This window comes from Pseudomonas sp. AM8 (assembly GCF_036346475.1).
GTDB lineage: Bacteria > Pseudomonadota > Gammaproteobacteria > Pseudomonadales > Pseudomonadaceae > Aquipseudomonas > Aquipseudomonas marginalis.
In genome coordinates this window covers 257,885-283,133 of record NZ_JAOTNX010000003.1, presented here as the reverse complement: position 1 = coordinate 283,133, position 25,249 = coordinate 257,885, and the positions used below count along the sequence as shown (strand labels likewise).

General features: G+C 62.1%; 27 protein-coding genes. All 27 read right to left on the bottom strand.

Annotated features, from left to right (window positions below; translation table 11 throughout):
* Positions 1–8: 8 nt before the first annotated feature.
* Positions 9–797, bottom strand: coding sequence for a protein phosphatase CheZ (locus V3W40_RS10785; RefSeq protein ID WP_065924973.1), 789 nt, complete (start codon positions 795–797; stop codon positions 9–11).
* An 18-nt stretch (positions 798–815) separates the two neighbouring features.
* Positions 816–1,190: a chemotaxis response regulator CheY gene (locus V3W40_RS10780; protein WP_160385018.1), complete on the bottom strand. Its 375-nt coding sequence runs from the start codon at positions 1,188–1,190 to the stop codon at positions 816–818.
* A 169-nt stretch (positions 1,191–1,359) separates the two neighbouring features.
* Entirely contained in the window at positions 1,360–2,100 is a 741-nt protein-coding gene (gene fliA / locus V3W40_RS10775) for an RNA polymerase sigma factor FliA (RefSeq protein WP_065924972.1), read from the bottom strand.
* Positions 2,097–2,930 carry a flagellar synthesis regulator FleN gene (gene fleN, locus V3W40_RS10770; RefSeq protein WP_003192912.1) on the bottom strand — a complete coding sequence of 278 codons (834 nt, stop codon included), beginning with the start codon at positions 2,928–2,930 and terminating at the stop codon, positions 2,097–2,099. The genes fliA and fleN overlap by 4 nt, the downstream gene beginning before the upstream one ends.
* A gap of 105 nt (positions 2,931–3,035) precedes the next feature.
* A complete protein-coding gene (gene flhF, locus V3W40_RS10765) occupies positions 3,036–4,352 on the bottom strand; it encodes a flagellar biosynthesis protein FlhF (protein WP_330214999.1) in 1,317 nt (438 codons plus the stop codon).
* 12 nt (positions 4,353–4,364) lie between these two features.
* Positions 4,365–6,479: a flagellar biosynthesis protein FlhA gene (flhA, locus tag V3W40_RS10760; RefSeq protein ID WP_371856044.1), complete on the bottom strand. Its 2,115-nt coding sequence runs from the start codon at positions 6,477–6,479 to the stop codon at positions 4,365–4,367.
* A 237-nt stretch (positions 6,480–6,716) separates the two neighbouring features.
* On the bottom strand, positions 6,717–6,923 hold the full coding sequence (locus tag V3W40_RS10755) for a cold-shock protein (protein WP_027603866.1): 207 nt from the start codon (positions 6,921–6,923) through the stop codon (positions 6,717–6,719).
* A gap of 116 nt (positions 6,924–7,039) precedes the next feature.
* On the bottom strand, positions 7,040–8,176 hold the full coding sequence (gene flhB / locus V3W40_RS10750) for a flagellar biosynthesis protein FlhB (RefSeq protein ID WP_065946824.1): 1,137 nt from the start codon (positions 8,174–8,176) through the stop codon (positions 7,040–7,042).
* A gap of 3 nt (positions 8,177–8,179) precedes the next feature.
* Positions 8,180–8,965 (bottom strand): flagellar biosynthetic protein FliR, encoded by a 786-nt coding sequence (gene fliR, locus V3W40_RS10745; RefSeq protein WP_027603864.1) that lies wholly within the window; start codon positions 8,963–8,965, stop codon positions 8,180–8,182.
* 4 nt (positions 8,966–8,969) lie between these two features.
* Positions 8,970–9,239, bottom strand: coding sequence for a flagellar biosynthesis protein FliQ (gene fliQ / locus V3W40_RS10740; protein WP_027603863.1), 270 nt, complete (start codon positions 9,237–9,239; stop codon positions 8,970–8,972).
* An 18-nt stretch (positions 9,240–9,257) separates the two neighbouring features.
* Entirely contained in the window at positions 9,258–10,001 is a 744-nt protein-coding gene (gene fliP / locus V3W40_RS10735) for a flagellar type III secretion system pore protein FliP (protein WP_065924965.1), read from the bottom strand.
* Entirely contained in the window at positions 10,001–10,435 is a 435-nt protein-coding gene (gene fliO / locus V3W40_RS10730) for a flagellar biosynthetic protein FliO (RefSeq protein ID WP_065924964.1), read from the bottom strand. The genes fliP and fliO overlap by 1 nt, the downstream gene beginning before the upstream one ends.
* 1 nt (position 10,436) lies before the next feature.
* Positions 10,437–10,904 (bottom strand): flagellar motor switch protein FliN, encoded by a 468-nt coding sequence (fliN, locus tag V3W40_RS10725; RefSeq protein WP_027603860.1) that lies wholly within the window; start codon positions 10,902–10,904, stop codon positions 10,437–10,439.
* 38 nt (positions 10,905–10,942) lie between these two features.
* Positions 10,943–11,911 carry a flagellar motor switch protein FliM gene (gene fliM, locus V3W40_RS10720; RefSeq protein ID WP_065924963.1) on the bottom strand — a complete coding sequence of 323 codons (969 nt, stop codon included), beginning with the start codon at positions 11,909–11,911 and terminating at the stop codon, positions 10,943–10,945.
* Positions 11,912–11,920: 9 nt separating this feature from the next.
* Complete coding sequence (gene fliL / locus V3W40_RS10715; protein ID WP_065924962.1) at positions 11,921–12,427, bottom strand: flagellar basal body-associated protein FliL; 507 nt, start codon at positions 12,425–12,427, stop codon at positions 11,921–11,923.
* A gap of 390 nt (positions 12,428–12,817) precedes the next feature.
* The gene (locus V3W40_RS10710) at positions 12,818–14,158 is read right to left on the bottom strand and encodes a flagellar hook-length control protein FliK (protein WP_330214998.1); all 1,341 of its coding nucleotides are present in this window, start codon (positions 14,156–14,158) and stop codon (positions 12,818–12,820) included.
* A gap of 86 nt (positions 14,159–14,244) precedes the next feature.
* Entirely contained in the window at positions 14,245–14,589 is a 345-nt protein-coding gene (locus V3W40_RS10705) for an Hpt domain-containing protein (protein ID WP_330214997.1), read from the bottom strand.
* Between the two features lie 30 nt (positions 14,590–14,619).
* Positions 14,620–16,338, bottom strand: a complete 1,719-nt coding sequence (locus V3W40_RS10700) for an ATP-binding SpoIIE family protein phosphatase (RefSeq protein WP_065946826.1) — start codon at positions 16,336–16,338, stop codon at positions 14,620–14,622.
* Positions 16,335–16,640: an STAS domain-containing protein gene (locus V3W40_RS10695; RefSeq protein WP_092486525.1), complete on the bottom strand. Its 306-nt coding sequence runs from the start codon at positions 16,638–16,640 to the stop codon at positions 16,335–16,337. Before V3W40_RS10695 ends, V3W40_RS10700 begins: the two co-directional genes overlap by 4 nt.
* Positions 16,641–16,735: 95 nt before the next feature.
* Positions 16,736–17,185, bottom strand: a complete 450-nt coding sequence (gene fliJ / locus V3W40_RS10690; protein ID WP_027603853.1) for a flagellar export protein FliJ — start codon at positions 17,183–17,185, stop codon at positions 16,736–16,738.
* A gap of 3 nt (positions 17,186–17,188) precedes the next feature.
* Positions 17,189–18,547 (bottom strand): flagellar protein export ATPase FliI, encoded by a 1,359-nt coding sequence (gene fliI / locus V3W40_RS10685; RefSeq protein WP_027603852.1) that lies wholly within the window; start codon positions 18,545–18,547, stop codon positions 17,189–17,191.
* A complete protein-coding gene (gene fliH, locus V3W40_RS10680; RefSeq protein WP_330214996.1) occupies positions 18,537–19,301 on the bottom strand; it encodes a flagellar assembly protein FliH in 765 nt (254 codons plus the stop codon). The genes fliI and fliH overlap by 11 nt, the downstream gene beginning before the upstream one ends.
* Before the next feature lie 10 nt (positions 19,302–19,311).
* Complete coding sequence (gene fliG / locus V3W40_RS10675; protein WP_017527617.1) at positions 19,312–20,328, bottom strand: flagellar motor switch protein FliG; 1,017 nt, start codon at positions 20,326–20,328, stop codon at positions 19,312–19,314.
* The gene (fliF, locus tag V3W40_RS10670; RefSeq protein ID WP_027603850.1) at positions 20,321–22,099 is read right to left on the bottom strand and encodes a flagellar basal-body MS-ring/collar protein FliF; all 1,779 of its coding nucleotides are present in this window, start codon (positions 22,097–22,099) and stop codon (positions 20,321–20,323) included. Before fliF ends, fliG begins: the two co-directional genes overlap by 8 nt.
* A 16-nt stretch (positions 22,100–22,115) precedes the next feature.
* The gene (gene fliE / locus V3W40_RS10665; protein ID WP_005790083.1) at positions 22,116–22,445 is read right to left on the bottom strand and encodes a flagellar hook-basal body complex protein FliE; all 330 of its coding nucleotides are present in this window, start codon (positions 22,443–22,445) and stop codon (positions 22,116–22,118) included.
* 128 nt (positions 22,446–22,573) lie between these two features.
* Positions 22,574–23,950 (bottom strand): sigma-54-dependent transcriptional regulator, encoded by a 1,377-nt coding sequence (locus V3W40_RS10660; RefSeq protein ID WP_092486528.1) that lies wholly within the window; start codon positions 23,948–23,950, stop codon positions 22,574–22,576.
* Between the two features lie 4 nt (positions 23,951–23,954).
* Positions 23,955–25,166: a sensor histidine kinase gene (locus tag V3W40_RS10655; protein ID WP_065924955.1), complete on the bottom strand. Its 1,212-nt coding sequence runs from the start codon at positions 25,164–25,166 to the stop codon at positions 23,955–23,957.
* Positions 25,167–25,249: the final 83 nt, after the last annotated feature.

The window sequence follows — 25,249 nt, the reverse complement described above, 5'->3', positions numbered from 1 at the left end:
GGTGCTCCTTAGAAGCCTAAACTGGATAACAGGTCATCTACGTCATCCTGACCTGACACAACGTCTTCACGTTTATCGGCATGAATCTGCGGACCTTCACCCTTGGCGAGATGTTTTTGTGGATCTTTTTCAGAGAGGATCGCTTCGCGGTCATGTTCGATGCCGGCAAAACGGTCGACCTGGCCGGCCATGAGTACCAATTTGAGCAGGTTGCTTTCCACTTCGGTGACCAACTGGGTCACACGCTTGATCACCTGACCGGTCAGGTCCTGGTAATCCTGGGCGAGCAGAATGTCATTGAGGTTGCTGGAAACCGTGCGGTTTTCCTGCTCGCTGCGCGACAAAAACCCTTCGACCCGACGTGCCAGCTCACGAAACTCTTCCGCACCGACTTCACGGCGCATGAAGCGGCCCCAGTCAACGCTCAGGGCGTGGGCTTCCGTGGCCATGCCGTTGACCAGGGGCGTGGCGTTTTCCACCAGGTCCATGGTGCGGTTGGCCGCCGCCTCGGTCAGCCTGACCACATAGGACAGGCGTTCGGTGGCGTCGGTGATCTGCGAAATCTCTTCGGCCTGGGGCATGTGCGGGTCAATCTGGAAATTGACGATCGCGCTGTGCAGCTCGCGTGTGAGCTTGCCCACTTCCTGGTACAGGCCTCGGTCACGGGTCTGGTTGAGCTCATGGATCAACTGCACCGCATCGCCGAACTGGCCTTTTTCAAGGCTGTCGACCAACTGGTGAGCATGCTTTTTCAGGGTCGACTCAAAGTCTCCCTGTGACGTTTCTTTATGCTCCATAGCTCCCCCGCGATGGCATCAGCCGTGGATGCGTTCGAAGATCTTTTCGATCTTCTCTTTCAAGGCCTGTGCAGTGAATGGTTTGACCACGTAACCGTTGACCCCGGCCTGGGCGGCTTCGATGATCTGTTCACGCTTGGCTTCGGCGGTCACCATCAACACGGGAAGGCTGCGCAATTTTTCGTCGGCACGCACGTGGCGCAACAAGTCGATACCGGTCATCCCCGGCATGTTCCAGTCCGTTACCAGAAAGTCGATGCTCCCGCTGTTGAGGATCGGAATCGCCGTAAGGCCGTCATCCGCCTCGACCGTGTTTGTGAACCCAAGGTCACGCAACAGGTTTTTTATGATCCGCCGCATCGTTGAGAAGTCATCAACGATGAGGATTTTCATGTTCTTGTCCAATTCGACCTCCAAGCAGTCTTAAACGCGCCCAGCACCTGGACGCGCCATTTCAATCAACAGGCATTACACAAAAAGGACTGCCGAGGGCACCACGGCCCGAGCCCGCGAAGGCTATCACCTTCGCGGTATCGCTTTGCAATGCTCCCCACACTGCCTGTCAGCGCGCTCGCCACTCTCCCAGACGCCCCCGCAAGCGGGCCGCGCACTGGCTGTGCAACTGGCTGACACGGGATTCGCTGACCCCCAGGACCTCACCGATTTCCTTGAGGTTCAGCTCTTCGTCGTAGTACAACGCCAACACCAACCGCTCACGCTCCGGCAAGTTGGCAATGGCGTCCGCCAACGCTCCCTGGAAACGCTCATCTTCCAGGTCACGCGACGGCTCCATATGCGTGCTCGCGCCGTCCTCATGCAGCCCTTCGTGTTCGCCGTCCTGTAACAGGTCGTCGAAACTGAACAGGCGGCTGCCCAAGGTATCGTTCAAAATCCCGTAATAATCGTCGAGACTCAATTGGAGTTCGGCCGCAACTTCGTGATCTTTAGCGTCGCGACCGGTTTTTGCTTCAATTGCACGAATTGCGTCACTGACCATGCGTGTATTGCGGTGCACCGAACGCGGCGCCCAATCGCCTTTGCGCACTTCGTCGAGCATCGCGCCACGGATGCGGATGCCCGCATACGTCTCGAAGCTCGCGCCCTTGCTCGCGTCGTACTTGGTCGACACTTCGAGCAGGCCGATCATGCCCGCCTGGATCAGGTCTTCGACCTGGACGCTGGCGGGCAGGCGTGCCAGCAGGTGATAGGCGATGCGCTTGACCAGTGGCGCATAGCGCTCGATCAACTCGCCCTGGCTGTCACGGGCAGACTTCTTGTAAGCGTTATAGCCGTTCGCTGTCATAGCACCGGTCCTGCACTCGTCTGATGCACCAATCGCTCGACGAAAAACTCCAGATGCCCCCGAGGGTTGGCAGGCAACGGCCAGGTATCGACCTTCTGGGCAATAGCCTTGAACGCCAATGCGCACTTGGAACGAGGGAACGCTTCGTAGACTGCACGCTGCTTTTGCACAGCCTTGCGCACACACTCGTCGTAGGGAACTGCACCGACGTATTGTAAGGCGACATCGAGAAAGCGATCCGTGACCTTGGTCAACTTGGCGAACAGGTTGCGACCTTCCTGCGGGCTCTGGGCCATGTTGGCCAGGACGCGGAAGCGGTTCATGCCGTAGTCACGGTTAAGCAGTTTGATCAGGGCGTAGGCGTCGGTGATCGAGGTGGGTTCATCGCAGACCACCAGCAAGACTTCCTGCGCCGCGCGCACGAAGCTGACCACGGACTCGCCGATCCCGGCGGCGGTGTCGATCACCAGCACGTCAAGGTTGTCGCCGATGTCACTGAATGCCTGGATCAGGCCGGCATGCTGCGCCGGGCTCAGGTGCACCATGCTCTGGGTACCGGAGGCGGCCGGCACGATGCGGATCCCGCCAGGGCCCTGGAGCAGCACGTCGCGCAGCTCACAGCGCCCCTCGATCACATCGGCCAGGGTGTGTTTGGGCGTCAGTCCCAGCAGAACGTCGACGTTCGCCAGCCCCAGGTCAGCATCCAGCAGCATGACGCGACGGCCAAGCTCTGCCAGGGCCAGGGACAAATTCACTGACACGTTAGTTTTTCCGACGCCACCTTTGCCGCCGGTCACCGCGATCACCTGTACGGGATGCATGCTGCCCATTTTATTTCTTTACCTTGTCTTGCTTAGACGCAGGCTACATGGCTTGGCCGCGTGAATCGCTTGCAGACCATCGATGTAGGTACATTTCACGGTGTTCATCGCGCCTCAACCCACCCGCTTTGCCGGGTTGTGGTAAAGGTCGGCGAACATATCGGCCATCGCTTCCTCGCTAGGCTCTTCTTGCATTTGCACGCTGACAGCGCGGCTGACCAGTTGATGACGGCGCGGCAGATGCAAATCATCCGGGATCCGCGGGCCGTCGGTCAGGTAGGCAACCGGTAGTTCATGGCTGATAGCCAGGCTCAACACTTCGCCCAGGCTGGCGGTTTCATCCAGTTTAGTCAGGATGCAGCCGGCCAGACCGCAACGCTTGTAGCTATGGTACGCAGCGGTAAGAACCTGTTTCTGGCTGGTGGTTGCAAGCACCAGGTAATTTTTCGACTTGATACCACGCCCGGCCAGGCTTTCCAGTTGCAGGCGCAACGCCGGATCGCTGGCCTGCAGGCCGGCGGTGTCGATCAGCACCACGCGCTTGCGCAGCAACGGATCGAGCGCGTTGGCCAGGGATTGGCCCGGGTCGACGTGGGTGACCGGCACATTGAGGATACGGCCCAGGGTCTTGAGCTGTTCCTGGGCGCCGATGCGGTAGCTGTCCATGCTCACCAGCGCGATGCTGTTCGCGCCGTACTTGAGCACATAGCGCGCCGCCAGCTTGGCCAGGGTGGTGGTCTTGCCCATGCCGGCAGGGCCGACCATGGCGATCACACCGCCCTCTTCCAGGGGTTCGATTTCCGGGGTGGCGATCATCCGCGCCAGGTGGGCCAGCAACATGCGCCAGGCCTGGCGAGGCTCTTCGATTTCGGTGGTCAGGGCCAGCAGGTCGCGGGACAACGGGCCGGACAGGCCGATGCGTTGCAGGCGGCGCCAGAGGTTGGCCTGGTGCGGTTTGCTGCCTTGCAGTTGGGTCCAGGCCAGCGAACCCAGTTGCACTTCCAGCAATTCGCGCAGGCCGTTGAGTTCAAAACGCATCGAGTCGAAGACGCGCTGGTCGACTGCGGCGGCCGGGGCTGGCGCGGCAGGACGTGGCGGTTCGATGAACGTTGGCTCAACCAGCGGCTCGGCGGCGGTCAGCGGCAGGCCGGCGAACAACTGGCGATTGGTGGAGGCATCGCTGTCGCCACGCATGCTCAGCTCAGCCTGGGCCGAGACGATGCGCGAAGCGGTCTTGCGCAGCTCGTCTTCGAGCTCCATGTTCGGCACACGCGGCGCCAATGCCGAGGGGGTGTAGTCCAGGGCAGCCGTCAGCTCGACACCGCCGGCAATACGACGATTACCGATAATCGCGGCATCGGCGCCCAGCTCATCGCGGACCAGTTTCATGGCCTGACGCATATCGGCGGCGAAAAAACGCTTAACTTGCATAACCCACTACCCTCAGCCGTTGGGCCCTACTGTCGCGACGATAGTCACTTGCTTGTTGTCAGGAATTTCCTGATAAGCCAAAACGTGCAAATTCGGTACTGCCAGACGTCCAAACCGCGACAACATCGCCCGGACCGGACCCGCCACCAGCAGAATCACGGGTTGGCCCTGCATTTCCTGGCGCTGTGCGGCGTCGATCAACGAACGCTGCAGTTTCTCAGCCATGCTTGGCTCCAGCAGAACGCCCTCTTCCTGGCCTTGTCCTGCCTTCTGAATACTATTGAGCAATATCTGTTCCAACCTTGGTTCCAAGGTGATCACAGGCAGCTCGGAGTCAAGCCCTACAATGCTTTGCACGATTGCGCGGGACAATCCGACACGCACCGCCGCCACCAGCGCGGCGGTATCTTGACTCTTGGCGGCATTGTTGGCGATAGCCTCGGCAATGCTGCGAATGTCGCGTACCGGCACCTGTTCGGCCAACAGCGCCTGCAGCACCTTGAGCAGTTGCGACAACGACAGCACGCCCGGCACCAGCTCTTCTGCCAGTTTTGGCGAGGCCTTGCCCAGCAAGCCCATCAATTGCTGGACTTCTTCGTGGCCGATCAGCTCGTGGGAGTGCTTGTACAGGATCTGGTTGAGGTGGGTTGCGACCACGGTACTGGCGTCCACCACGGTGTAGCCCAGGGACTGCGCCTGGCTGCGCTGGCTGATTTCGATCCACACCGCCTCCAGGCCAAAAGCCGGATCTTTGGCGGTAATGCCGTTGAGGCTGCCGAATACCTGGCCGGGGTTGATTGCCAGCTCGCGGTCCGGGTAGATCTCGGCTTCGGCCAGGATCACGCCCATCAGGGTCAGGCGGTAGGCACTGGGGGCCAGGTCGAGGTTGTCGCGGATATGCACGGTGGGCATCAGGAAGCCCAGGTCCTGGGACAGCTTCTTGCGCACGCCCTTGATCCGCGCGAGCAACTGGCCGCCCTGGTTGCGGTCCACCAGCGGAATCAAGCGGTAGCCGACTTCCAGGCCGATCATGTCGATCGGGGTCACGTCGTCCCAGCCCAACTCCTTGGTTTCCTGGGCGCGGGCCGGGGACGGCAGCAGTTCCTGCTGGCGCGCAACTTCTTGCAGGGCCTGGACCTTGACCGCATTCTGCTTTTTCCAGAACAGGTAGGCACCACCGCCCGCCATGGCTGCCATGCTCAGGAACGACACATGGGGCATGCCCGGCACGATCCCCATGATCGCCATGATGCCGGCCGCCACGGCCAGGGCCTTGGGCGAGGCAAACATCTGGCGGCTGATCTGCTTGCCCATGTCTTCGGAGCCCGAAGCACGGGTCACCATGATGGCGGCAGCTGTAGATAACAACAGTGATGGCAATTGCGCCACTAAACCGTCACCGATGGTCAGCAGGGCGTACACCTTGCCCGCATCGCCGAAGGTCATGCCGTGCTGGAAGATCCCGACCGCCATGCCGCCGATCAGGTTGATGAACAGGATCAGCAGGCCGGCGATGGCGTCACCGCGCACGAATTTACTGGCACCGTCCATGGAACCGTAGAACTCGGCTTCCTGGGCGACTTCCAAGCGGCGGGTCTTGGCCTGGTTCTGGTCGATCAGGCCGGCGTTGAGGTCGGCGTCGATAGCCATCTGCTTGCCGGGCATGGCGTCGAGGGTAAAGCGTGCGCTCACCTCGGAAATCCGCCCGGCGCCCTTGGTCACCACCACGAAGTTGATGATCATGAGGATCGCGAACACCACGATACCGACCACGTAGTTACCGCCAATCACCACCTCACCGAAGGCCTGGATCACCTTACCGGCAGCGGCGTGGCCATCCTGGCCGTGGAGCATGACCACACGGGTGGACGCCACGTTCAGCGCCAGGCGCAACAGGGTTGCCACCAGCAGGATCGTCGGGAACACCGCGAAATCCAGCGGCCGCAAGGCGTAGACGCACACCAGCAGCACGACGACGGACAGGGCGATGTTGAAGGTGAAGAACACGTCCAGCAGGAACGGCGGCATCGGCAACATCATCATTGCCAGCATGACCAGCAACAACAACGGCACACCCAGATTGCCCCGCGAGAGGTCAGTCAGGGTGCCACGGGCCGTGCTGAACATTTGAGAGCGATCCACCACCGGTATTCCTCGTTTCCTTGAAGCAAACTTTTGACGCCGGGAGACGTCCTGGAGGCGGTATTGCAAGAAGCCTTCCAACTTTGCTTTTGAGGAGGTGGATCGCTACAGGCGCCCGAGTTCTATCGGATGTAAACACTCCAACTGCGGGAGGGGACAAGCCCCCTCCCATAGTCGGTTCTGTGCACATCCATTACCGACAGCGAAACTAGCGCCCACGGGCTAGCTCACAGTTTTAACTTCAGTTGCCTGCAGCCCCTTGGGACCGTTGGCAAGCACGTATTCGACCTTTTGGTTTTCATCCAGGCTTTTGAAACCGCCGGAAACGATCCCCGAGTAATGCACAAATACATCTTCAGAACCGTCGTCCGGCTTGATGAAACCAAACCCCTTTTCTGCGTTGAACCACTTTACGATGCCGGTTGCCATTAACCTTCTCCACCCTGCTTGTTTTAAGACCTGAGCCTAATCAAACGCGCTGGAAATAAGATTGACTACTGTCAAAGTTGACAGGTAGACGGCAGTTAGTGACGAGTGGTAAGAGGTCAGGAATCGCGACGCAACTCCGGCGGAATCGGCAGGTCCTTGAGCGGATCCGGGCGTTTCCCCTTACCCGCGCGATATTGGCGAATCTGATAGACATACGCCAACACCTGGGCCACGGCCAGGTACAACCCCGCCGGGATTTCCTGGTCGAGGTCGGTGGAGTAGAAGATCGACCGCGCCAGCTCCGGCGATTCCAGCAGCAGGATGTCGTGGGCCACGGCGATTTCACGGATTTTCAGTGCGGTAAAGTCGCTGCCCTTGGCCAGCAGCATCGGCGCGCCGCCCTTCTCCGGGTCGTACTTGAGGGCCACGGCGTAGTGGGTCGGGTTGGTGATGACCACGTCGGCGTCGGGCACCGAGGCCATCATCTTGCGCTGGGACATTTCCCGCTGCAGCTGGCGGATGCGTTGCTTGACCTCGGGGCGACCTTCCTGGTCCTTGTGCTCGTCGCGCACTTCCTGCTTGGTCATCAGCAGTTTCTTGTGGCTTTCCCACAACTGGATCGGCGCATCCACCGCCGCGATGATGATCAGCCCGGCGGCCATCCACAGCGCACTCCAGCCCACCACCTGCACGCTGTGGATGATCGCCGACTCCAGGGGTTCATGGGCGATGCGCAGCAGGTCGTCGATGTCGGACGACAACACCATCAGCGCCACGAACAAAATCAGGATGAACTTGGCCAGGGCCTTGAGCAGCTCCACCAGGGCCTTGGCGGAAAACATGCGCTTGAGCCCTGCCGCAGGGTTCATGCGGCTGAACTTGGGCGCCATGCTGCCGGCGGCGAACAGCCAGCCGCCGAGGGCGACCGGGCCGATCAGTGCGGCCAGCAGCAGGGTGATCAGGATCGGCTGCACCGCCAATATCGCGATCTTGCCCGAGTGCAGCAGGTATTGGCCCATGGAGCCGGGGTTGAGCAACACATCGCGGGGCAAGGTGAAGTTGTGCTTCATCAGTTCCATCAAGTCCAGCGCCAGGCCGCCGCCATAGATCAGCAAGGCACCGGATCCGGCCATCATGGTCGCAACGGTATTGAGTTCCTTGGAACGGGCAATCTCGCCCTTTTCCCTGGAGTCCTTTTTACGTTTCTCCGTGGGGTCTTCTGTCTTGTCCTGACCACTCTCGCTCTCGGCCATGGCTCAGCGCGCCCGTGCCAGATCACGTAGGAACTGCAAGGCGTCGGTCGCCAGCGGTTGATACTGATTGAGAATGTCGGCCAGGCCGACCCAGAAAATCCCCATGCCCAGCACCAGGGTCAAGGGGAAACCAATGGAGAAAATGTTCAGCTGTGGCGCCGCGCGGGTCATGACGCCAAACGCGATGTTGACCACCAGCAAGGCCGTGATCGCCGGCAGTACCAGCAACAGCGAGGCACCGAGCACCCAACTGAGACGCCCCACCAGCTCCCAGAAGTGATTGACCACCAGCCCGGAGCCTACCGGCAAGGTGGTGAAGCTTTCGGTCAACACCTCGAACACCACCAGGTGGCCGTTCATGGCCAGGAACAACAAGGTCACCAGCATGGTCAGGAACTGCCCGATCACCGCCGCCGATACGCCGTTGGTGGGGTCGACCATGGACGCGAAGCCCATGCCCATCTGGATCGAGATGATCTGCCCGGCGATCACGAACGCCTGGAAGAACAGTTGCAGCGAAAAGCCCAGCAGCGAGCCGATCAGGATCTGCTCGGCAATCAGCATCAAGGCACTGAGGTCGAGTGCGTTGACCGGGGGCATCGGCGGCAGGCCAGGCACGAGCACCACGGTGATCGCCACGGCGAAATACAGGCGGATGCGGCGCGGCACCAGGGTAGTACCGAACACCGGCATGCTCATCAGCACCGCCGTCACCCGGAACAACGGCAGGATGAACGAGGCCACCCACGTGCTGATCTGGGTGTCGGTCAATGCCAGCAAGGACTGCATCGGGTCAGCCGATCAACTGCGGAATACTGCCGTACAGCTGCAGGATGTATTCCATGAAGGTTTGCACCAGCCACGGGCCGGCGACAATCAGGGTGATCAGCATCACCAGCAGGCGCGGCAGGAAACTCAAGGTCTGTTCGTTGATCTGGGTCGCGGCCTGGAACATCGCCACCAGCAGGCCCACCAACAGGCTCGGCACCACCAGCACGGCAACCATCACGGTGGTCAGCCACAGTGCTTCACGGAACAGGTCGACGGCGACTTCTGGGGTCATGCTGCTTCACCTAACAAATCACACCCCTCCGAAACTGCCGGCCAACGTGCCGATAATCAGCGCCCAGCCGTCCACCAGCACAAACAGCATGATCTTGAACGGCAATGAAATAATCAGCGGCGACAGCATCATCATCCCCATGGCCATCAGCACGCTCGCCACCACCAGGTCGATGATCAGGAACGGGATAAAGATCATGAAGCCGATCTGGAATGCGGTCTTCAGTTCCGAGGTGACGAACGCCGGCACCAGGATGGTCAGCGGCGCCTGGTCCGGGGTCGCGATGTCGGTACGCTTGGACAGGCGCATGAACAGCTCAAGGTCGCTGGAGCGGGTCTGCGACAGCATGAAATCCTTGATCGGCCCTTGCGCCCGGTCAATCGCAACCTGGGCCGTGATGGTCTCGGCCAGGTACGGCTGCAGGGCTTGCTGGTTCACCTTGTCGAACACCGGCGCCATGATGAACAGCGTCAAGAACAATGCCATGCCGGTGAGGATCTGGTTCGACGGCGTCTGCTGCAGGCCCAGGGCCTGACGCAGGATCGAGAACACGATGATGATCCGCGTGAAGCTGGTCATCAGCATGACAAACGCCGGGATAAAGCTCAGCGCAGTCATGATCAGCAGGATCTGCAGGCTGACCGAATACTCCTGGGCCCCCGCGGCGTTGGTACCCAGCGTAATCGCCGGGATCGACAACGGGTCGGCGGCCAGCGCCAATGGCGCGGCCAGCAACAGCATGAGCGTCAATAAAACGCGCATTACTTCTTATCCTTCTGATCCTTGCCCAGCAATTCCATCAGGCGCTGGGCGAATTCTGGCGTGGCGGGCTGGGATTGGGTGGTGGGCACCGGGGTCTTGAGCACATGCAGCGGCGTGATTCGGCCGGGGGTAATGCCCAGCAGGATCTGTTCCTCGCCCACTTGCACCAGCACCAGCCGGTCACGCGGGCCGAGGGCGCGCGAGCCGATCATTTCGATGACCTGGGCATTGCCCGGGCCGATGCTCTGCACACGACGCATCAGCCAGGCCAACACGAAGATCAAGCCGACCACCAGCAACAGGCCCAGCACCAGCTGCGTCAGTTGCCCGCCAACGCTGCCGCCGACGGGCGCAGCGGCAACTTGGGCCGCCGGCTCCGCCGCCCACGCCACCAATGGCAGCGCGGCGAACAGTCCCACCATCAGCCGTTTCATATCAGCGCAACTTCTTGATGCGTTCGCTTGGGCTGATCACGTCGGTCAGGCGGATGCCGAACTTTTCGTTGACCACCACCACTTCGCCGTGGGCGATCAGGGTGCCGTTGACCAGCACGTCCAGCGGCTCACCGGCCAGGCGATCCAGCTCGATCACCGAGCCCTGGTTGAGTTGCAGCAGGTTGCGGATGTTGATGTCGGTACTGCCCACTTCCATGGAGATCGACACCGGGATGTCGAGGATCACGTCCAGGTTCGGCCCATCGAGGGTCACCGGGTCGTTGTTCTTCGGCACGCTGCCGAACTCTTCCATGGGCAGGCGATTACCCGCTGGTGCTGTGGCGGCATCAGCGGCCAGCAGTGCGTCGATATCATCCTGGCCAACATCGCCGGTCTCTTCCAGGGCCGCAGCCCACTCGTCAGCCAGGGCCTGGTCTTCGGCGGAAGTGTTTTCGTGTTCGGTAGCCATTACATGTCCTCGGCGGAGCAAACATTCATAAATAGGGATCAGCGACGGTTGATCGGCTCAACCACTTGCAAAGCGAGGTTGCCCTTGTGGGACCCCAGCTTGACCTTGAACGACGGCACGCCGTTGGCGCGCATGATCATTTCGTTCGGCAATTCGACCGGGATAATGTCCCCCGGCTGCATGTGCAAAATATCCCGCAGGCGCAACTGGCGCCGGGCCACGGTGGCGCTCAGCGGCACGTCGACATCCAGCAGGTCTTCGCGCAGGGCCTTGACCCAGCGTTCGTCCTGGTCGTCCAGGTCGGACTGGAAGCCGGCGTCGAGCATTTCGCGCACCGGCTCGATCATCGAGTACGGCATGGTCACGTGCAGGTCGCCGCCACCGCCATCGAGCTCGATGTGGAACGTGGACACCACAATGGCCTCGCTCGGCCCGACGATGTTGGCCATGGCCGGGTTCACTTCCGAGTTGATGTACTCGAAATTGACTTCCATGATCGCCTGCCAGGCTTCCTTCAAGTCAATGAAGGCCTGTTCCAGCACCATGCGCACCACGCGCAATTCGGTAGGGGTGAATTCACGGCCCTCGATCTTGGCGTGACGGCCGTCACCGCCGAAGAAGTTGTCCACCAGCTTGAACACCAGCTTGGCGTCGAGGATGAACAGCGCGGTACCGCGCAATGGCTTGATCTTGACCAGGTTGAGGCTGGTGGGCACGTACAGCGAGTGCACGTACTCGCCGAACTTCATCACCTGCACGCCGCCCACCGCCACGTCCGCCGAGCGGCGCAGCATGTTGAACATGCTGATCCGGGTGTAACGGGCGAAACGTTCGTTGATCATCTCAAGGGTCGGCATGCGTCCACGGACGATGCGATCCTGGCTGGTCAGGTCATAACTTTTGACGCTGCCGGGCTCGGCAGCCATTTCAGTCTGTACCAGACCGTCGTCGACGCCATGCAACAGCGCGTCGATTTCATCCTGGGACAGCAGGTCCTGCACGGCCATGGGGTGATCCTACTGCAATACGAAATTAGTGAAGAGCGCCTGCTCGATCACGACTTTGCCGAGCTCCTTCTGGGCCACTTCCTGCACGCTGGCAGTGACCTTCTGACGCAGCATTTCCTGGCCCACCGGGGTGGCCAGGGTGTCGAAACTCTGCCCGGAAAACAGCATCACCAGGTTGTTGCGGATCACGGGCATATGCACCTTGAGGGCATCCAGGTCCGACTGGTTACGCGCCAGCAAAGTGATGCTCACCTGCAGGTAGCGTTGACGACCGTTCTGATTGAAGTTGGCGACAAAGGCCGGAAGCATCGGCTCGAAGATTGCCGGTTGCTTGGCGTTAGTGGCGGTTTCGGCGGCAGGTGCCGGCTTGCTGGCACTGCTGTGCATGATGTACCAGGTGCCGCCCACCGAGGCGCCGATGGCCAGGAGCAGGCCCACGACAATCATCAGGATAAGCTTGAGCTTGCCTTTGCCTGCGGGTGCGGGTGCTTTTGCTGCGTCGTCGCTCTTCGCCATGCCAATAATCCGTCACTATTCGGGGATTCATAGATCTACGGAAAGGCAAGAGCAAGTGTTATGCCAGAGTTGGTTGGCTGAACGCAGACGAGGGAACACCACAAATCAAGTGTGGGAGGGGGCTTGCCCGATGAGGGTGTATCAGTCAACTGATGCATGAACTGACACACCCTCATCGGGGCATAAGTATCTACACAACTTCAGTAGGATAACGCGTAGCAGCTGTCGAGCCTTGGCGAGGCTGCGTCGGCGGTGTGTCAGACGCGCCGCAAACGCAGCCTCGCCAAGGCTCGACAGCTGCTACGCAGGGGACTCGGCTCAAGATGTGTAGATACTTATGCTCATCGGGGGCAAGCCCCCCTCCCACATTTGTCCTATGCCAGACTTACATCAGGCGTAGTAATCGACGGCGCTGGAGCCGATCACCGTCGAAGTCACGGGCGCCACGGCTTCGGCCACTTCAATGTGGCTGCCGCTGTCGCCGCTGTCGCCACCCCGCCCGCTACGACTAACGCCCCCCGTCTGCGCCTGCTGTTGCTGCTGCTCCTGGCCACGGGACTGGTCGGACACGTTCACATCCACCTGCCCCATGCCCTGCTGGGCGAACATCTCGCGCAAGCGACCGGACTGGCTTTCCAGGGCTTCACGCACCACCGGGTGGGCGCTCATGAAGTTGACCTGGGCCTGCTGGTCGGCGGTCATGTTGACCTTGATGTCCAGGCGCCCGAGCTCAGCCGGCTGCAACTGGATCTCCGCCGACTTGAGGTTGGCGCTGGAGAGGTACATCACACGGTTGACGATCTCGTCGGTCCAGCCGCTCTGATGCATGGCCAGCGGCGCATTCGTCACCGGCGGCAAGGCATTCGCGGTTTTCGGCGTGGCCGCCTGGGTCAATGCGGCCAGGCGGTTGGCGAAGTCATCGACGCGGGTGTCGCTGCTGGCCTCCTTCAAGTCCTTGAGGCCGCCTTCGATCAAGCCGCTGAAGGCCTTGTCGCCACCCTGGTCCGTACTGTCCTTGGTGGCTTGCTGGTCGACCATGGTGGCCAGGCCAGCGGCAAAGTTCTGGGCGGCGGTTGGCTGGTCCTGGGTGGTCGTCGGTGCGGTTTTGGCCGGTGCCTGGCTGCTGGCCGACACATGCCCGCCCTGCTCCATTGCCAGGCGTACGGCCGGCATGGCGTCCAGGGGATCGGCCTCAGGGTCGAAGGCCGGCGTGGCGTCCTCGGTCGCTGCGATTGGCGCCGCAACCACGGGTGCAGCCTTGTCATCCTTGGCAGCGGCAACGGGTGCCGGATTTTCCACCGGCACTGGCACCACCACCAACGGGGTGACCGTGGCAATCAATGCCGGGTCGACCACCGGGTCCACCGCAGGCTGCTGCGCCAGGGCCGGATCCACAGGTGCAGCGTCATCCTTGCTGGCAGTGTCGTCGGACGATGCCGCAGGCTTGGCAGGCAAGGTATTGCCGCTATCGGCAACCGCTGGCGTGGCGGCGGCAGGTTTGTCGTTGCCCGCCGCAGGCTTGGCGCTGGCATCGGCAGGCTTGTCCCGCGAGGGCTTGGCCGAGTTGTCATCAGCCTTGACCGTGGGTTTGGAACCCTGGCTGGCGAACACCTGAGCGAAGCCAGGGCCCTTGTCCCGTGGGTCCGCAGCCACTGCCGGTGGATTGACGGCAGGCGCTTGAGGCTTGGCCGCAGGGGCAGCCTGGAGAAGCGAATTCGGGGCGACTGGCATAGGTAAAGGTCTCCACTGCATGGGGATCGGGGATGCAGTATCAGGAGGTAGAGCAAGAGTCGGGCCAGGTTTTCAAACTGATGGAATCAAATCTGGAACCGCTGCCGCTCCGACTCATACATCGGCTTCACCAAGGCAAACTCATGATCGATCTGGTCCACCAGCGCCCCCAGGTCCGCCGCGGCCTCGACCGACTCCGCCTCCAAGCGCTGGCACAGGTACGCCAACCGCACTGCGCCGAGGTTGCCACTGCTGCCCTTGAAGCTATGGGCGATACGCCCCAGTGCCTTGGCGTCGTCCCGTGCCTTGCGCAACGCTTCGACGCGTTTTTGGGAGTCATCGAGGAAGGTATCGAGCAGCTTGGGGTACTCGCCTTCCATGACCTCCTGCAAACCCGACAACACGTTCGGGTCCATATGAATCTCAGCCACTTGCTCGCTCCTTGATCAAGAATCGGCGGATTATGCCAGAGCCCCCCAGCAAAACTCTACGCAGACACTGCGCCCGCCGTCGGACCAGCGCACCTCGCTGCTGAGTTGACGCACCAGGCTCAGGCCCCGACCGGACAGGCAATCAATGTCCAGCGGCCGGGCCAGCACCTGCTCCACGTCGAACCCTGGCCCACTGTCTTCAACGCGCAGGGTCATCTTGCCGCCCGCCTCGGTGGGCACCACCTGCACATGCACGCGCACATAACCACTGTTCAACTGCGCCAGGCGGTCATTGCGCTGGCGATAATACTCGGCAAAGCCCCGGGCATCGCGCTTGAGCCGCGAGTCCAGGCCCAGCACGCCATGTTCCAGGGCATTGGAATACAACTCGGCCATGACGCTGTAGAGCGCCCCGCTCTGCTCGCGCAGCCCCTGGATCTCCAGCAGCAGTTGCAGCAGGTAGGGCAAGGGGTTGTAACGCTTGAGGGTTTCGGCACGAAATTCGAAACTCACCGACCAATCCAGCGGGCACGACTGGCCGCTGTCGGCATACAACGGCCCGGTGGCCCGCAGCGGCTGCCCGGGACGCAGTGTGATTTCCACCATGCTCACATCATCCCGCGTCACACCGCGAAAGGCCGCCAGGGCCTGCTCGATGTCGTCGAAGAGTCGGTCGGGCTCACGGTTGGCGGCAAAGACCTGCTGCAAGCGCTCGACGCCAAACAGCTGGTCGTTGGCGTCGGCGGTGTCCAGCACGCCATCGGAGAGCAGGAACACGCGGTCACCCAGCGCCATGGGCCAGACCTCGGTGCGATCATCAAATGCCTCAGCCGACAGCACCCCCAACGGCAAATGCCGCGACTGCAGCGGCGCGCGCTTGCCGCTGGCGACTTCATGCACATAGCCTTCGGGCATGCCGCCGTTCCACACCTCCACCACCCGTCGCTGCGTGCTCAGGCACAGCAGGGTGGCGCAGCAGAACATATCCACCGGCAGGATGCGCTTGAGCTTGGCATTCATCTCCCGCAGGATCTGCGCCAGGCCGTAGCCCTTGGCAGTCATGCCGTAGAACACCTCCGCTAGGGGCATGGCGCCCACCGCCGCCGGCAGGCCATGGCCGGTGAAATCGCCAAGCAGCACGTGCATGTCGCCCGACGGCGTATATGCCGCCAGCAGCAGATCGCCGTTGAACAGCGCATAGGGCGATTGCAGGTAGCGGATATTCGGCGCCGCGTTGATGCAGCCGGAATGGGCGACTTTATCGAACACCGCCTTGGCCACCCGCTGCTCACGCAACAGGTACTCATGGTGCCTGGCGATCTGGTCACGCTGCTGCAGCATCGTCGCCTGCAGCCGGCGCAGGCGGTCCATGGCGTTGATCTTGGCCGCCAGGATCAGCTGGTTGTAGGGTTTGGGCAGGAAATCATCGCCGCCGGCATCCAGGCACTCGGCCAGGGCGGCACTTTCGCGCAGGGACGTGAGGAAGATGATCGGCACCAGCTCCTCCCCCGCCAACTGCTTGATCCACCGCGCGGCGGCCAGGCCATCCATCACGGGCATGATCGCGTCCATCAACACCAGTTGCGGACGCTCGCGCGCGAACAGTTCAACGGCCTCCTCGCCATTGGTTGCAGTGAGCACCTGGTGCCCCTGGCGTCGCACAATGGTCGACAGCAACAGCAGGTCGGCGGCGCTGTCTTCGGCGATCAGGATCGTCAGCGGCTCAACCGCGGGGGCCAGGGCGCTCAATTGATGTCGAACAATTTGTCGAAGTTGGAGATAGCGAGGATCTTGCGCACATCGGGGTTGGTGTTGATCACCTGGACCTCCGACTCCTCGCCGCCGGCATGGTCCCTCAACAGCAGGAGCATGCCCAGGGCCGAACTGTCCATATAAGTGGTTTCCTTCAGGTCGACCACATACGACTCAGGCACCTTGTAGAAACGCTCGTAAGCCTCACGAAACGCCTGGTGGCTGCTGAAATCGAACCGACCCTTGATTGCGATCGTCAACTTCTTCCCGTCCAGGGATACTTCTGACTCAATTGACATGCGACTGCTTCCTTGTCATAGGCATAGACACAAGGTGTAGCAGGCGAATGGGATACCAGCAACACAGCAGATCAAATGTGGCAGGCGGGCAACCGTCAGTATTGTGATTGGCGCGGCAGGCGCTGGGACAATTCGTCGAGCAGTTTCTGCTCGCGCTTGTCTTCCAATGCCCGCGCTTCGTCGATGTAGCGCTGCACCAGTTTGCGCAGGCCCTCGACGCGCGCGAAGGCTTGCTGCCAGCTCTCGCGGGCCTTGTCGAGGTTGTTCTGGTGCCAGGCCAGGCTTTGGCGCTGCTGGCCGACGGCCGTCTCCAGCTGATTGAGAAAGCCCTGGTAACCCATCAGCCATTGCCCCGATACACCTTGCGTGCCGCGTTCGATCCATTGCTGCTGGTACTCGCCACGAAAGCGCTCCAGGTCGCCCAGCTTGCTTTCCGCCAAACGCACCTGGCCCTGGAAATACCCCAGGCGCTGGACCGCGGTTTTCTCGGCTTTTTCGGCCATGTCGACCACCGGGGCCAGGCGCGCAGCGCGGCTGTTGGCCATGGCTTAGCCGCCCGGCGCAGGAGCGAAGATCGAACCCAGGTGCGCTTCGCTTTCACCCATGCTGATCTTGTCGTTGAGGCCCTGGCGCAAGTAAGTCACCAACTGCGGTTGCAGGGCGATCGCCAGGTCGGTGTCGCGGTCGCCACCGGCCACATAGGCGCCGACGCTGATCAAGTCGCGGCTCTGTTGATAACGCGACCACAGCTGCTTGAACTGCTGCGCGCGGGCCATATGCTCCGGCGTGACCACCGCCGGCATGACCCGGCTGATGGACGCTTCGATGTCGATGGCCGGGTAGTGCCCCTCCTCGGCCAGACGCCGCGACAGCACGATGTGGCCGTCGAGCACGCCCCGCGCCGAGTCGGCGATGGGATCCTGCTGGTCATCGCCTTCGGACAATACGGTGTAGAACGCGGTGATCGAGCCGCCACCGGCCTCGGCATTACCGGCGCGCTCCACCAGCTTGGGCAGCTTGGCGAACACCGACGGCGGGTAGCCCTTGGTGGCCGGGGGCTCGCCGATGGCCAGGGCGATTTCCCGCTGGGCTTGGGCGAAACGGGTGAGCGAGTCCATCAGCAACAGGACGTTCTTGCCCTTGTCGCGAAAATATTCGGCGATGCGCGTGCAGTACATGGCCGCGCGCAGACGCATCAACGGTGCATCGTCCGCTGGGGATGCGACCACCACCGAACGCTTGAGGCCTTCTTCGCCGAGGCTGTGTTCGATGAACTCCTTCACCTCGCGGCCCCGCTCGCCGATCAGGCCCACCACGATGATGTCGGCCTCGGTAAAGCGCGTCATCATGCCGAGCAACACCGACTTACCCACACCCGTACCCGCGAACAGGCCCAGACGCTGGCCACGGCCGACCGTCAATAAACCGTTGATGCTGCGAATCCCCACGTCCAGCGGCACGCTGATGGGGTTGCGGTTGAGCGGGTTGATGGTGGGGCCGTCCATCGGCACCCAGTCTTCGGCTTTCATGCCGCCCTTGCCGTCCAGTGCGCGACCGGCGCCGTCCAGCACCCGGCCGAGCATGCTCATGCCCATGGGCAGGCGGCCGGTGTCGGCCAGGGGCACCACGCGGGCGCCGGGGGCGATGCCGGCCAGGCTGCCGACGGGCATGAGGAAAATCTTGTTGCCGGAAAAACCCATCACTTCGGCTTCGACCTGCACCGGATGGTAGCTGTCGTCGTTGATCACCATGCAACGGCTGCCCATGGCGGCGCGCAGGCCCTCGGCTTCGAGGGTCAGGCCGACCATGCGCAACAGACGCCCTTCGAGGATTGGCTGGCCGGGCAATTCGGTGGCCTCGGCATAGCCGCCCAGGCGCTTGGCGAAGCTGGTGCGATCAAGGCGCATCGGCGGCGTCCAGGTCCACGCTCAGGTCCGGCTCGGCCGGGTTCAGCGCCTGCTCGTGTTGTTGATCAAGCAGCTTGGCCATGATCTGGCTGATGCGGGTTTCCACCGTGGCATCGATGCGGCTGTGCTCGGTCTCGACCCGGCAACCGCCGGGCTGCAGCGCCGCATCTTCGACGATGCGCCAGGTTTCTTCATGGCGCTCGCGCATCGCTTTGACCTGTTCGAAGTCCTGCGGGTTGATGTACAGCCGCACATTGCCGACGCCCAGGGGCAGCAACTTGAGGGCTTCGCGCATCACGCTTTCGATCTGGCTGGAATCCAGCACCAGTTCGCGCTGAATCACCTGGCGGGCGATGTGCTGTACCAGGCCGACCATGGCTTTTTCGATTTGCGAATCCTGCTCGGCGATGGGCGCGAACAGGTTGCCCATCAGGCGCTCCAGGCTGGCCAGCTTGACGCTCAGCGCCGCCTCGGCTTCCTGGCGCACCTTGAGGGTGGTGCTGCGAAAACCGTCTTTCTCGCCAGCGGCAAAGCCTTCGTTGTAGGCCTCCTGACGGATGCTTTCCAACTCTTCCAGGGTCAGTGGCTGGACTTCCTCCAGCGGCACTTCTTCCATTTCCACCGGCGGCTCTTCAACCGGTTCCGGCTCGGGCTCGGGCACATGCGGATCGAAGCTGGGCAACGACCAGATGTCGAACCCACCGACGTCCCGTGCGCGAATCAGATCGCTGGGCGCCTCATCTTTGTTCGACATGGGGAGCGCCTTAGATCATTTCTTCGCCGCCCTTCCCACCGAGAACGATTTCTCCGGCTTCGGCCATACGGCGGGCAATGGTGAGGATTTCTTTCTGGGCGGTTTCCACGTCGCTGACGCGCACCGGACCCTTGGCTTCCAGGTCGTCGCGCAACAGCTCGGAGGCACGCTTGGACATGTTCTTGAAGATCTTCTCCTTGACGCCTTCGTCCGAGCCCTTGAGGGCCAGTACCAGCACGTCGGAGGACACTTCGCGCAGCAACGCCTGGATGCCACGGTCGTCGACATCGGAGAGGTTGTTGAACACGAACATGAGGTCTTCGATCTGGCCGGACAGGGTGTCGTCGATCTCGCGGATCGAGTCCATCAACTGGCCTTCGACCGAGCTGTCGAGGAAGTTCATGATGTCGGCCGCGCGCTTGATACCACCCAGGGTAGTGCGCGAGGCGTTCGAGTTGCCCGAGAACTGTTTCTCGAGAATCGTGTTGAGTTCCTTCAGGGCCGCCGGCTGCACGGTGTTCAGCGACGACACGCGCAGGATGATGTCCAGGCGCACCTTATGGTCGAAGTGGCCAAGCACTTCACCGGCCTGGTCCGGGTCGAGGTAGGCCACCACGATTGCCTGGATCTGCGGGTGCTCGTAGCGGATCACGTCGGCGACCGCGCGCGGTTCCATCCACTTGAGGCTGTCCAGGCCACTGGTGTTGCCGCCCAGCAGGATGCGGTCGATCAGGCCGTTGGCCTTGTCTTCGCCCAGGGCCGAGGTGAGCATCTTGCGGATGTAGCTGTCGGAGCCGACGCCCAGGCTGGTCTGGTCGCCGACGATCTCGACGAACTCGCTCATCACCTGCTCGACTTGCTCGCGGTGCACATTGCGCATTTGCGCCATGGCCACGCCCACCCGCTGGACCTCTTTGGGGCCCATGTGGCGCAGCACTTGGGCGGCGTCGGTTTCCCCCAGGGACAGCAGCAGGACTGCGGCTTTGTCGACCCGGGAGAGCTTGGCAACAGCGGCTCGATCACTCATCTGCGTTAATCCACTCTTTCACGACCTGGGCCACACGGCCCGGGTCTTCTGCTACCAGACTTTTGATTGCGTTCAACTGAGCGTCATAGCCTTCGCTCGGGCTCGGCAACAGGATGCTTTGCGGGCCGCCGAGGCTGACGCGGTCGTTGGCCAGTTCGCCGTCCAGGCCGCCCATGCCACCCAATTCGACATCGCTGCCACCGAAGGCCGCCAGTTGTTTCTTGCCGTTGCCGGTGATGTTGTTGAGCACCGGACGCAGCACGCCGAACACCAGCACCAGGATGAACAACACACCCAGCACTTGCTTGACGATGTCCCAAAACCACGGCTGGGTGTAGAACGCCGCTTCGGCGATCACTTCGCCACGCTCGGCGGAGAACGGCATGTTGATCACGCTGACGCTGTCACCCCGACTGGCGTCAAAACCAACGGCGTCCTGCACCAGGCGTGTGAAGCGCGCCAATTCGTCGGCGCTCCACGGCGCACGCGTTACGGCACCATCCGCAGCGTTGACCTTGACCTGGTCATCCACCACCACCGACACCGACAGGCGATTGACGCGACCCTGCTGCTGCTTGGTGTGGCTGATGGAACGGTCGAGTTCGAAGTTCTTGGTGGACTGGTTACGCTTGTCCGCCGGGTACGGCGCGAGCATCGGCTGGCCGGTGGCCGGGTCCATGATCTGCTGGCCGTTGGCATCCAACAGTGGCTGGCCAGGCTGGATCGCGCCCGCGGTGGCAGCGGCGCCACCGGTGGTTTGCGGCGCCGAGGCCGGGGCCGGCGGCTGGTTGCTCAGGGCACCCGGCACACCTTGCGGGCCATTGCTGGCGGTACGTTGTTCGCTGGTCGATTGCTCACTGCGCAGGGCCGGTTGGTCCGGGTTGAACTGCTCGGAGGTCGACTCGACGGCGCTGAAGTCCACGTCGGCAGACACTTCCGCCTTGTAGCGGTCATTGCCGAGCACCGGTTGCAGGATGTTGTGCACACGCTGGGTGAGCATGCTTTCCATGCGGCGACTGTAGTCGAACTGCTTGCCGGCCTGGGTCAGCGCGGAGTTTTCGGCCATGTCGGAGAGCAAGTTGCCCTTCTGGTCGACCACGGTGATTTGCGACTTGCTCAGTTCGGGAACGCTGGTGGCCACCAGGTTGATGATCGCCATGACCTGGCCAGGCTCCAGGGAGCGGCCGGAAAACAGTTCGACCAATACCGACGCACTTGGCTTGCGCTCATCGCGCACAAACACCGAGCTTTTCGGAATTGCCAGGTGCACGCGGGCACCCTTGACGTTGTTCAGGCTGGAAATGGTGCGCGCCAGCTCGCCTTCAAGGCCACGACGATAGCGCGTGGCTTCCATGAACTGGCTGGTCCCCAGGCCCTGGTCCTTGTCGAGGATCTCGAAACCGATATTGCTGTCGGACGGGGTCACGCCGGCGGCGGCCAGCTTCATACGCGCACGGGCCACATCGTCAGCCTTGACCAGCAGGGCGCCGGAGTTGGGCTCCACGGTGTAGGCGATGTCGGCGGCGGCAAGGGTTTCCATGATCTGCTTGGAATCCATGCCTGCCAGGCTGCCATACAACGGCCGGTAATCGGGCTGCTGTGACCACAACACCACGGCAAAACCAATCGCCACGCTGGCAGCCAGGCCGACCATCAGGCCCACCTGACGCAGCATGGTCATTTCCGAGAGGTTTTCCAGGAACGACAGGCCAAACAGCGGCGGCTTGCCGTCTGTCTTGGCGGGTACGTTGTCGGAGACTGCTTCTGCCATGACTTAAATCTCGCCCTTAAACCGGCATCTGCATGATGTCTTGATAGGCCTGAACCAGCTTGTTACGCACTTGGGTCAGGGCCTGGAAGGAGACGCTGGCCTTTTGCGAGGCGACCATCACATCGGTGAGGTCCACGCCGCTTTTGCCGATTTCGAACGCAGTGGCCAACTGGCTGGAAGCTTGCTGGGTGTCACTGACTTTGTTGATGGCCTGGCCGAGCATGTCGGCGAAGCTGCTTTGGCCCAATTCCGGCGCTGGCGCGACGGATTTCGGTTGAGCCATGGCATCCATCTGCATGGCGCGCATATCCAACATCAACCGATTGAACTCAATACCCTGGCTCATGACCTTCTCTCTCCAACCTGCAATTTTTTGACACTACGCAGCGATTACTAGGGGAGGTAGCAACAAGGGTGCCAGATCCGCATCAACTCGTAAGAAAAGGCGACAAACCTTGTCGACCTTCTTACCGGTTACGTGGCGAATAGATACGCTTCCACATCCATTCCGGCGTCACGCATCTGCGCCAGCTTGTAGCGCAGGGTGCGCGGGCTGATGCCCAGGCGCTCGGCGGCCTCTTTGCGCCGGCCGCGCTCGGCGCGCAGGGTGTCGATGATCATCTGGAATTCGCGGCGGCGCAGGTCGTCGCCGAGGGCACCGGCCGATTCAGCCTCTGCAACCACCGGCGCGGGCGCCAACGTCGGCAATGGCGCCGCGCCACTGCCCATGGACAGGCAGAAATCCTGGGGCTGGATCAAGCCGCCTTGCTGCAGGATCAGCGCGCGCTGGATGGCGTTATCCAGCTCCCGTACGTTGCCGGGCCATGGATAACTGATCAGGCAGGCCTGGGCTTGCGCCGATAGCCGCGCCTGGGCGTGCTTCATTTTTTTGACGTGGTTGTTCAGCAGGCGCTCGGCCAGCGGAATGATATCTGCCGGGCGTTCACGTAGCGGGCGCCAGGCCAGGGGGAACACCGAGAGCCGATAGAACAGGTCTTCCCGGAAGCGCCCCGCCGCCACCTCGCCGGCGAGGTCCCGGTTGGTGGTGGCGACCACACGGATATCCAGCTGGATCGGCTTGCGCGCCCCCACCCGCTCCACTTCGCGCTCTTGCAGCACGCGCAGTAGTTTGGCTTGCAGGCCCAGGGGCATTTCCGAAATTTCATCCAGCAAAATGGTGCCGCCATCGGCCTGTTCGAACTTGCCCGCCTGGGCCGCGATGGCGCCGGTGAACGAGCCCTTTTCGTGGCCGAACAGGGTGGCTTCGAGCATGTTGTCGGGGATCGCCGCGCAGTTGATGGCGATAAACGGTTGCTGGGCGCGGGTCGACTGCTGGTGGATATAACGCGCCAGCACCTCTTTACCGGTGCCGGACTCGCCGGAGATCAGCACGGTGGAATCACTGCGCGCCACACGGGCCGCCAACTCAAGCAATTGTGCACTGGCCGGCTCGAAGGCGATCGGGCCCTCGCCTTCGTTGGCCGGGATCACCCCCAGGGCGTGGCGCGCCACCAGTTCGATCAGGGCTTTAGGCTCGAAGGGCTTGACCAGGTAATCCGCGGCGCCCTGGCGCATCGCGTCCACGGCACGCTCCACCGCACCATGGGCGGTCATCAGCAGCACCGGCAGTTGCGGCTGACGCGCACGCAAGAGACCGAGCAACTGATGGCCGTCCATGCCGGGCATGTTCACGTCGCTGACCACCAGGCTGAAGGCTTCCTGCTCCACCGCGTCCAAGGCGTCCTCGGCAGAACCGACCGCCCGATAGTCATGGCCCGCCAACAACAGCGTGTCAGCCAATGCTTCACGCAGGGCGCGATCGTCTTCCACCAACAAAACCTTGATAGCCATATCCTTACTCCGCGCTTGCCGCGCATGAAAACAGCGGCAAGGTCATCAATGCACAGGTGCCACGCCCAACGCGGGAATGCAGCTGCAATTCTCCCTGATGGGCACGCGCCACCGCCTTGACCACGGTCAGGCCCAGGCCGGTACCGTTGGTCTTGGTGGTGAAAAAGGGTTCACCCAGGCGCTTGAGCACCACCGGGTCGATACCGCTGCCGCTGTCGCTGATGCACAGGCGCAGGGTTTGCTCGCGGTTGTACAGGTGCACCTTGAGCCGCGCGCCGGGGCCGCTGGCCTGGGTGGCGTTTTCGATCAGGTTGAGCAGCGAGCCCACCAGGGTGTCGCGGTTGCAGAGCAGCTCGCCGAGGTGACTGTCGCACTGCCAACGCACGTGCACGTCCTGGATATGGGCAGCGGCCGCCGCTTGCAGGGCCTGCATCAGTTGGGCCGGCGTCACGCGGTCGGTCAGCGGCAATTCGCCGCGGGCAAACACCAGCATGTCGCGGACCTGGTGCTCCAACTCATGCAGACGCTCCTTCAGGCGCCCGGCAAAGCGCTGGTGCGTGGCGGCGGGCAATTGCTCATCAGTCAAATGACTGGCGTAGATCAACGCGGCCGACAACGGCGTACGGATCTGATGCGCCAACGAAGCGACCATCCGCCCCAACGAGGACAAACGCTCATGGCGCGCCAACTGGTCTTGCAGATGACGGGTTTCAGTCAGGTCGTTAAGCAGCACCAACTGGCCTGGCTCCGCATCCAGGGAACGGGTGGCGATGGACAGGCGGCGCCCGTCCTTCAGGGAGATTTCGTGGCCATCGTCCTCACGCGGCGCAAAGCAGCGGGTGATGACATGGCGCCACAGCTCGCCTTCCAGCGGCAGGCCGAGCATGTCGCAGGCCGCCGGGTTGGCTTCACGCACGCGGCCTTCTTCATCGATGACGATCACGCCACCGGGCAACAGCGACAACAGGTTTTGCAAACGGTTGGCCAGGCGCTCTTTTTCGGCCAACTCTTCCATGCGCTGGGCGCTGACTACCGCCAGTTCGCCTTTCAGCTCGGAGACCCGGGCTTCCAGCAGGCTGTAGGAGTCGGTCAGCTGGCTCGACATCTGGCTGAACTGCGAGAACGCCTGCTCAAGACCCTGGCGGGTCGGCGGCTCGACAGGCGGAACCAGCCCCTGGATGGCAGGGGCCGAAGATAGTTGGGCGGCGTGGGGCATGATGCTCTCTCGCTTGGCTGACCGTCAGTTAAACGGAACGTTGCGAGGGCTGTAGCAATAGTTGTGCCGAAAAAAAACCGCTG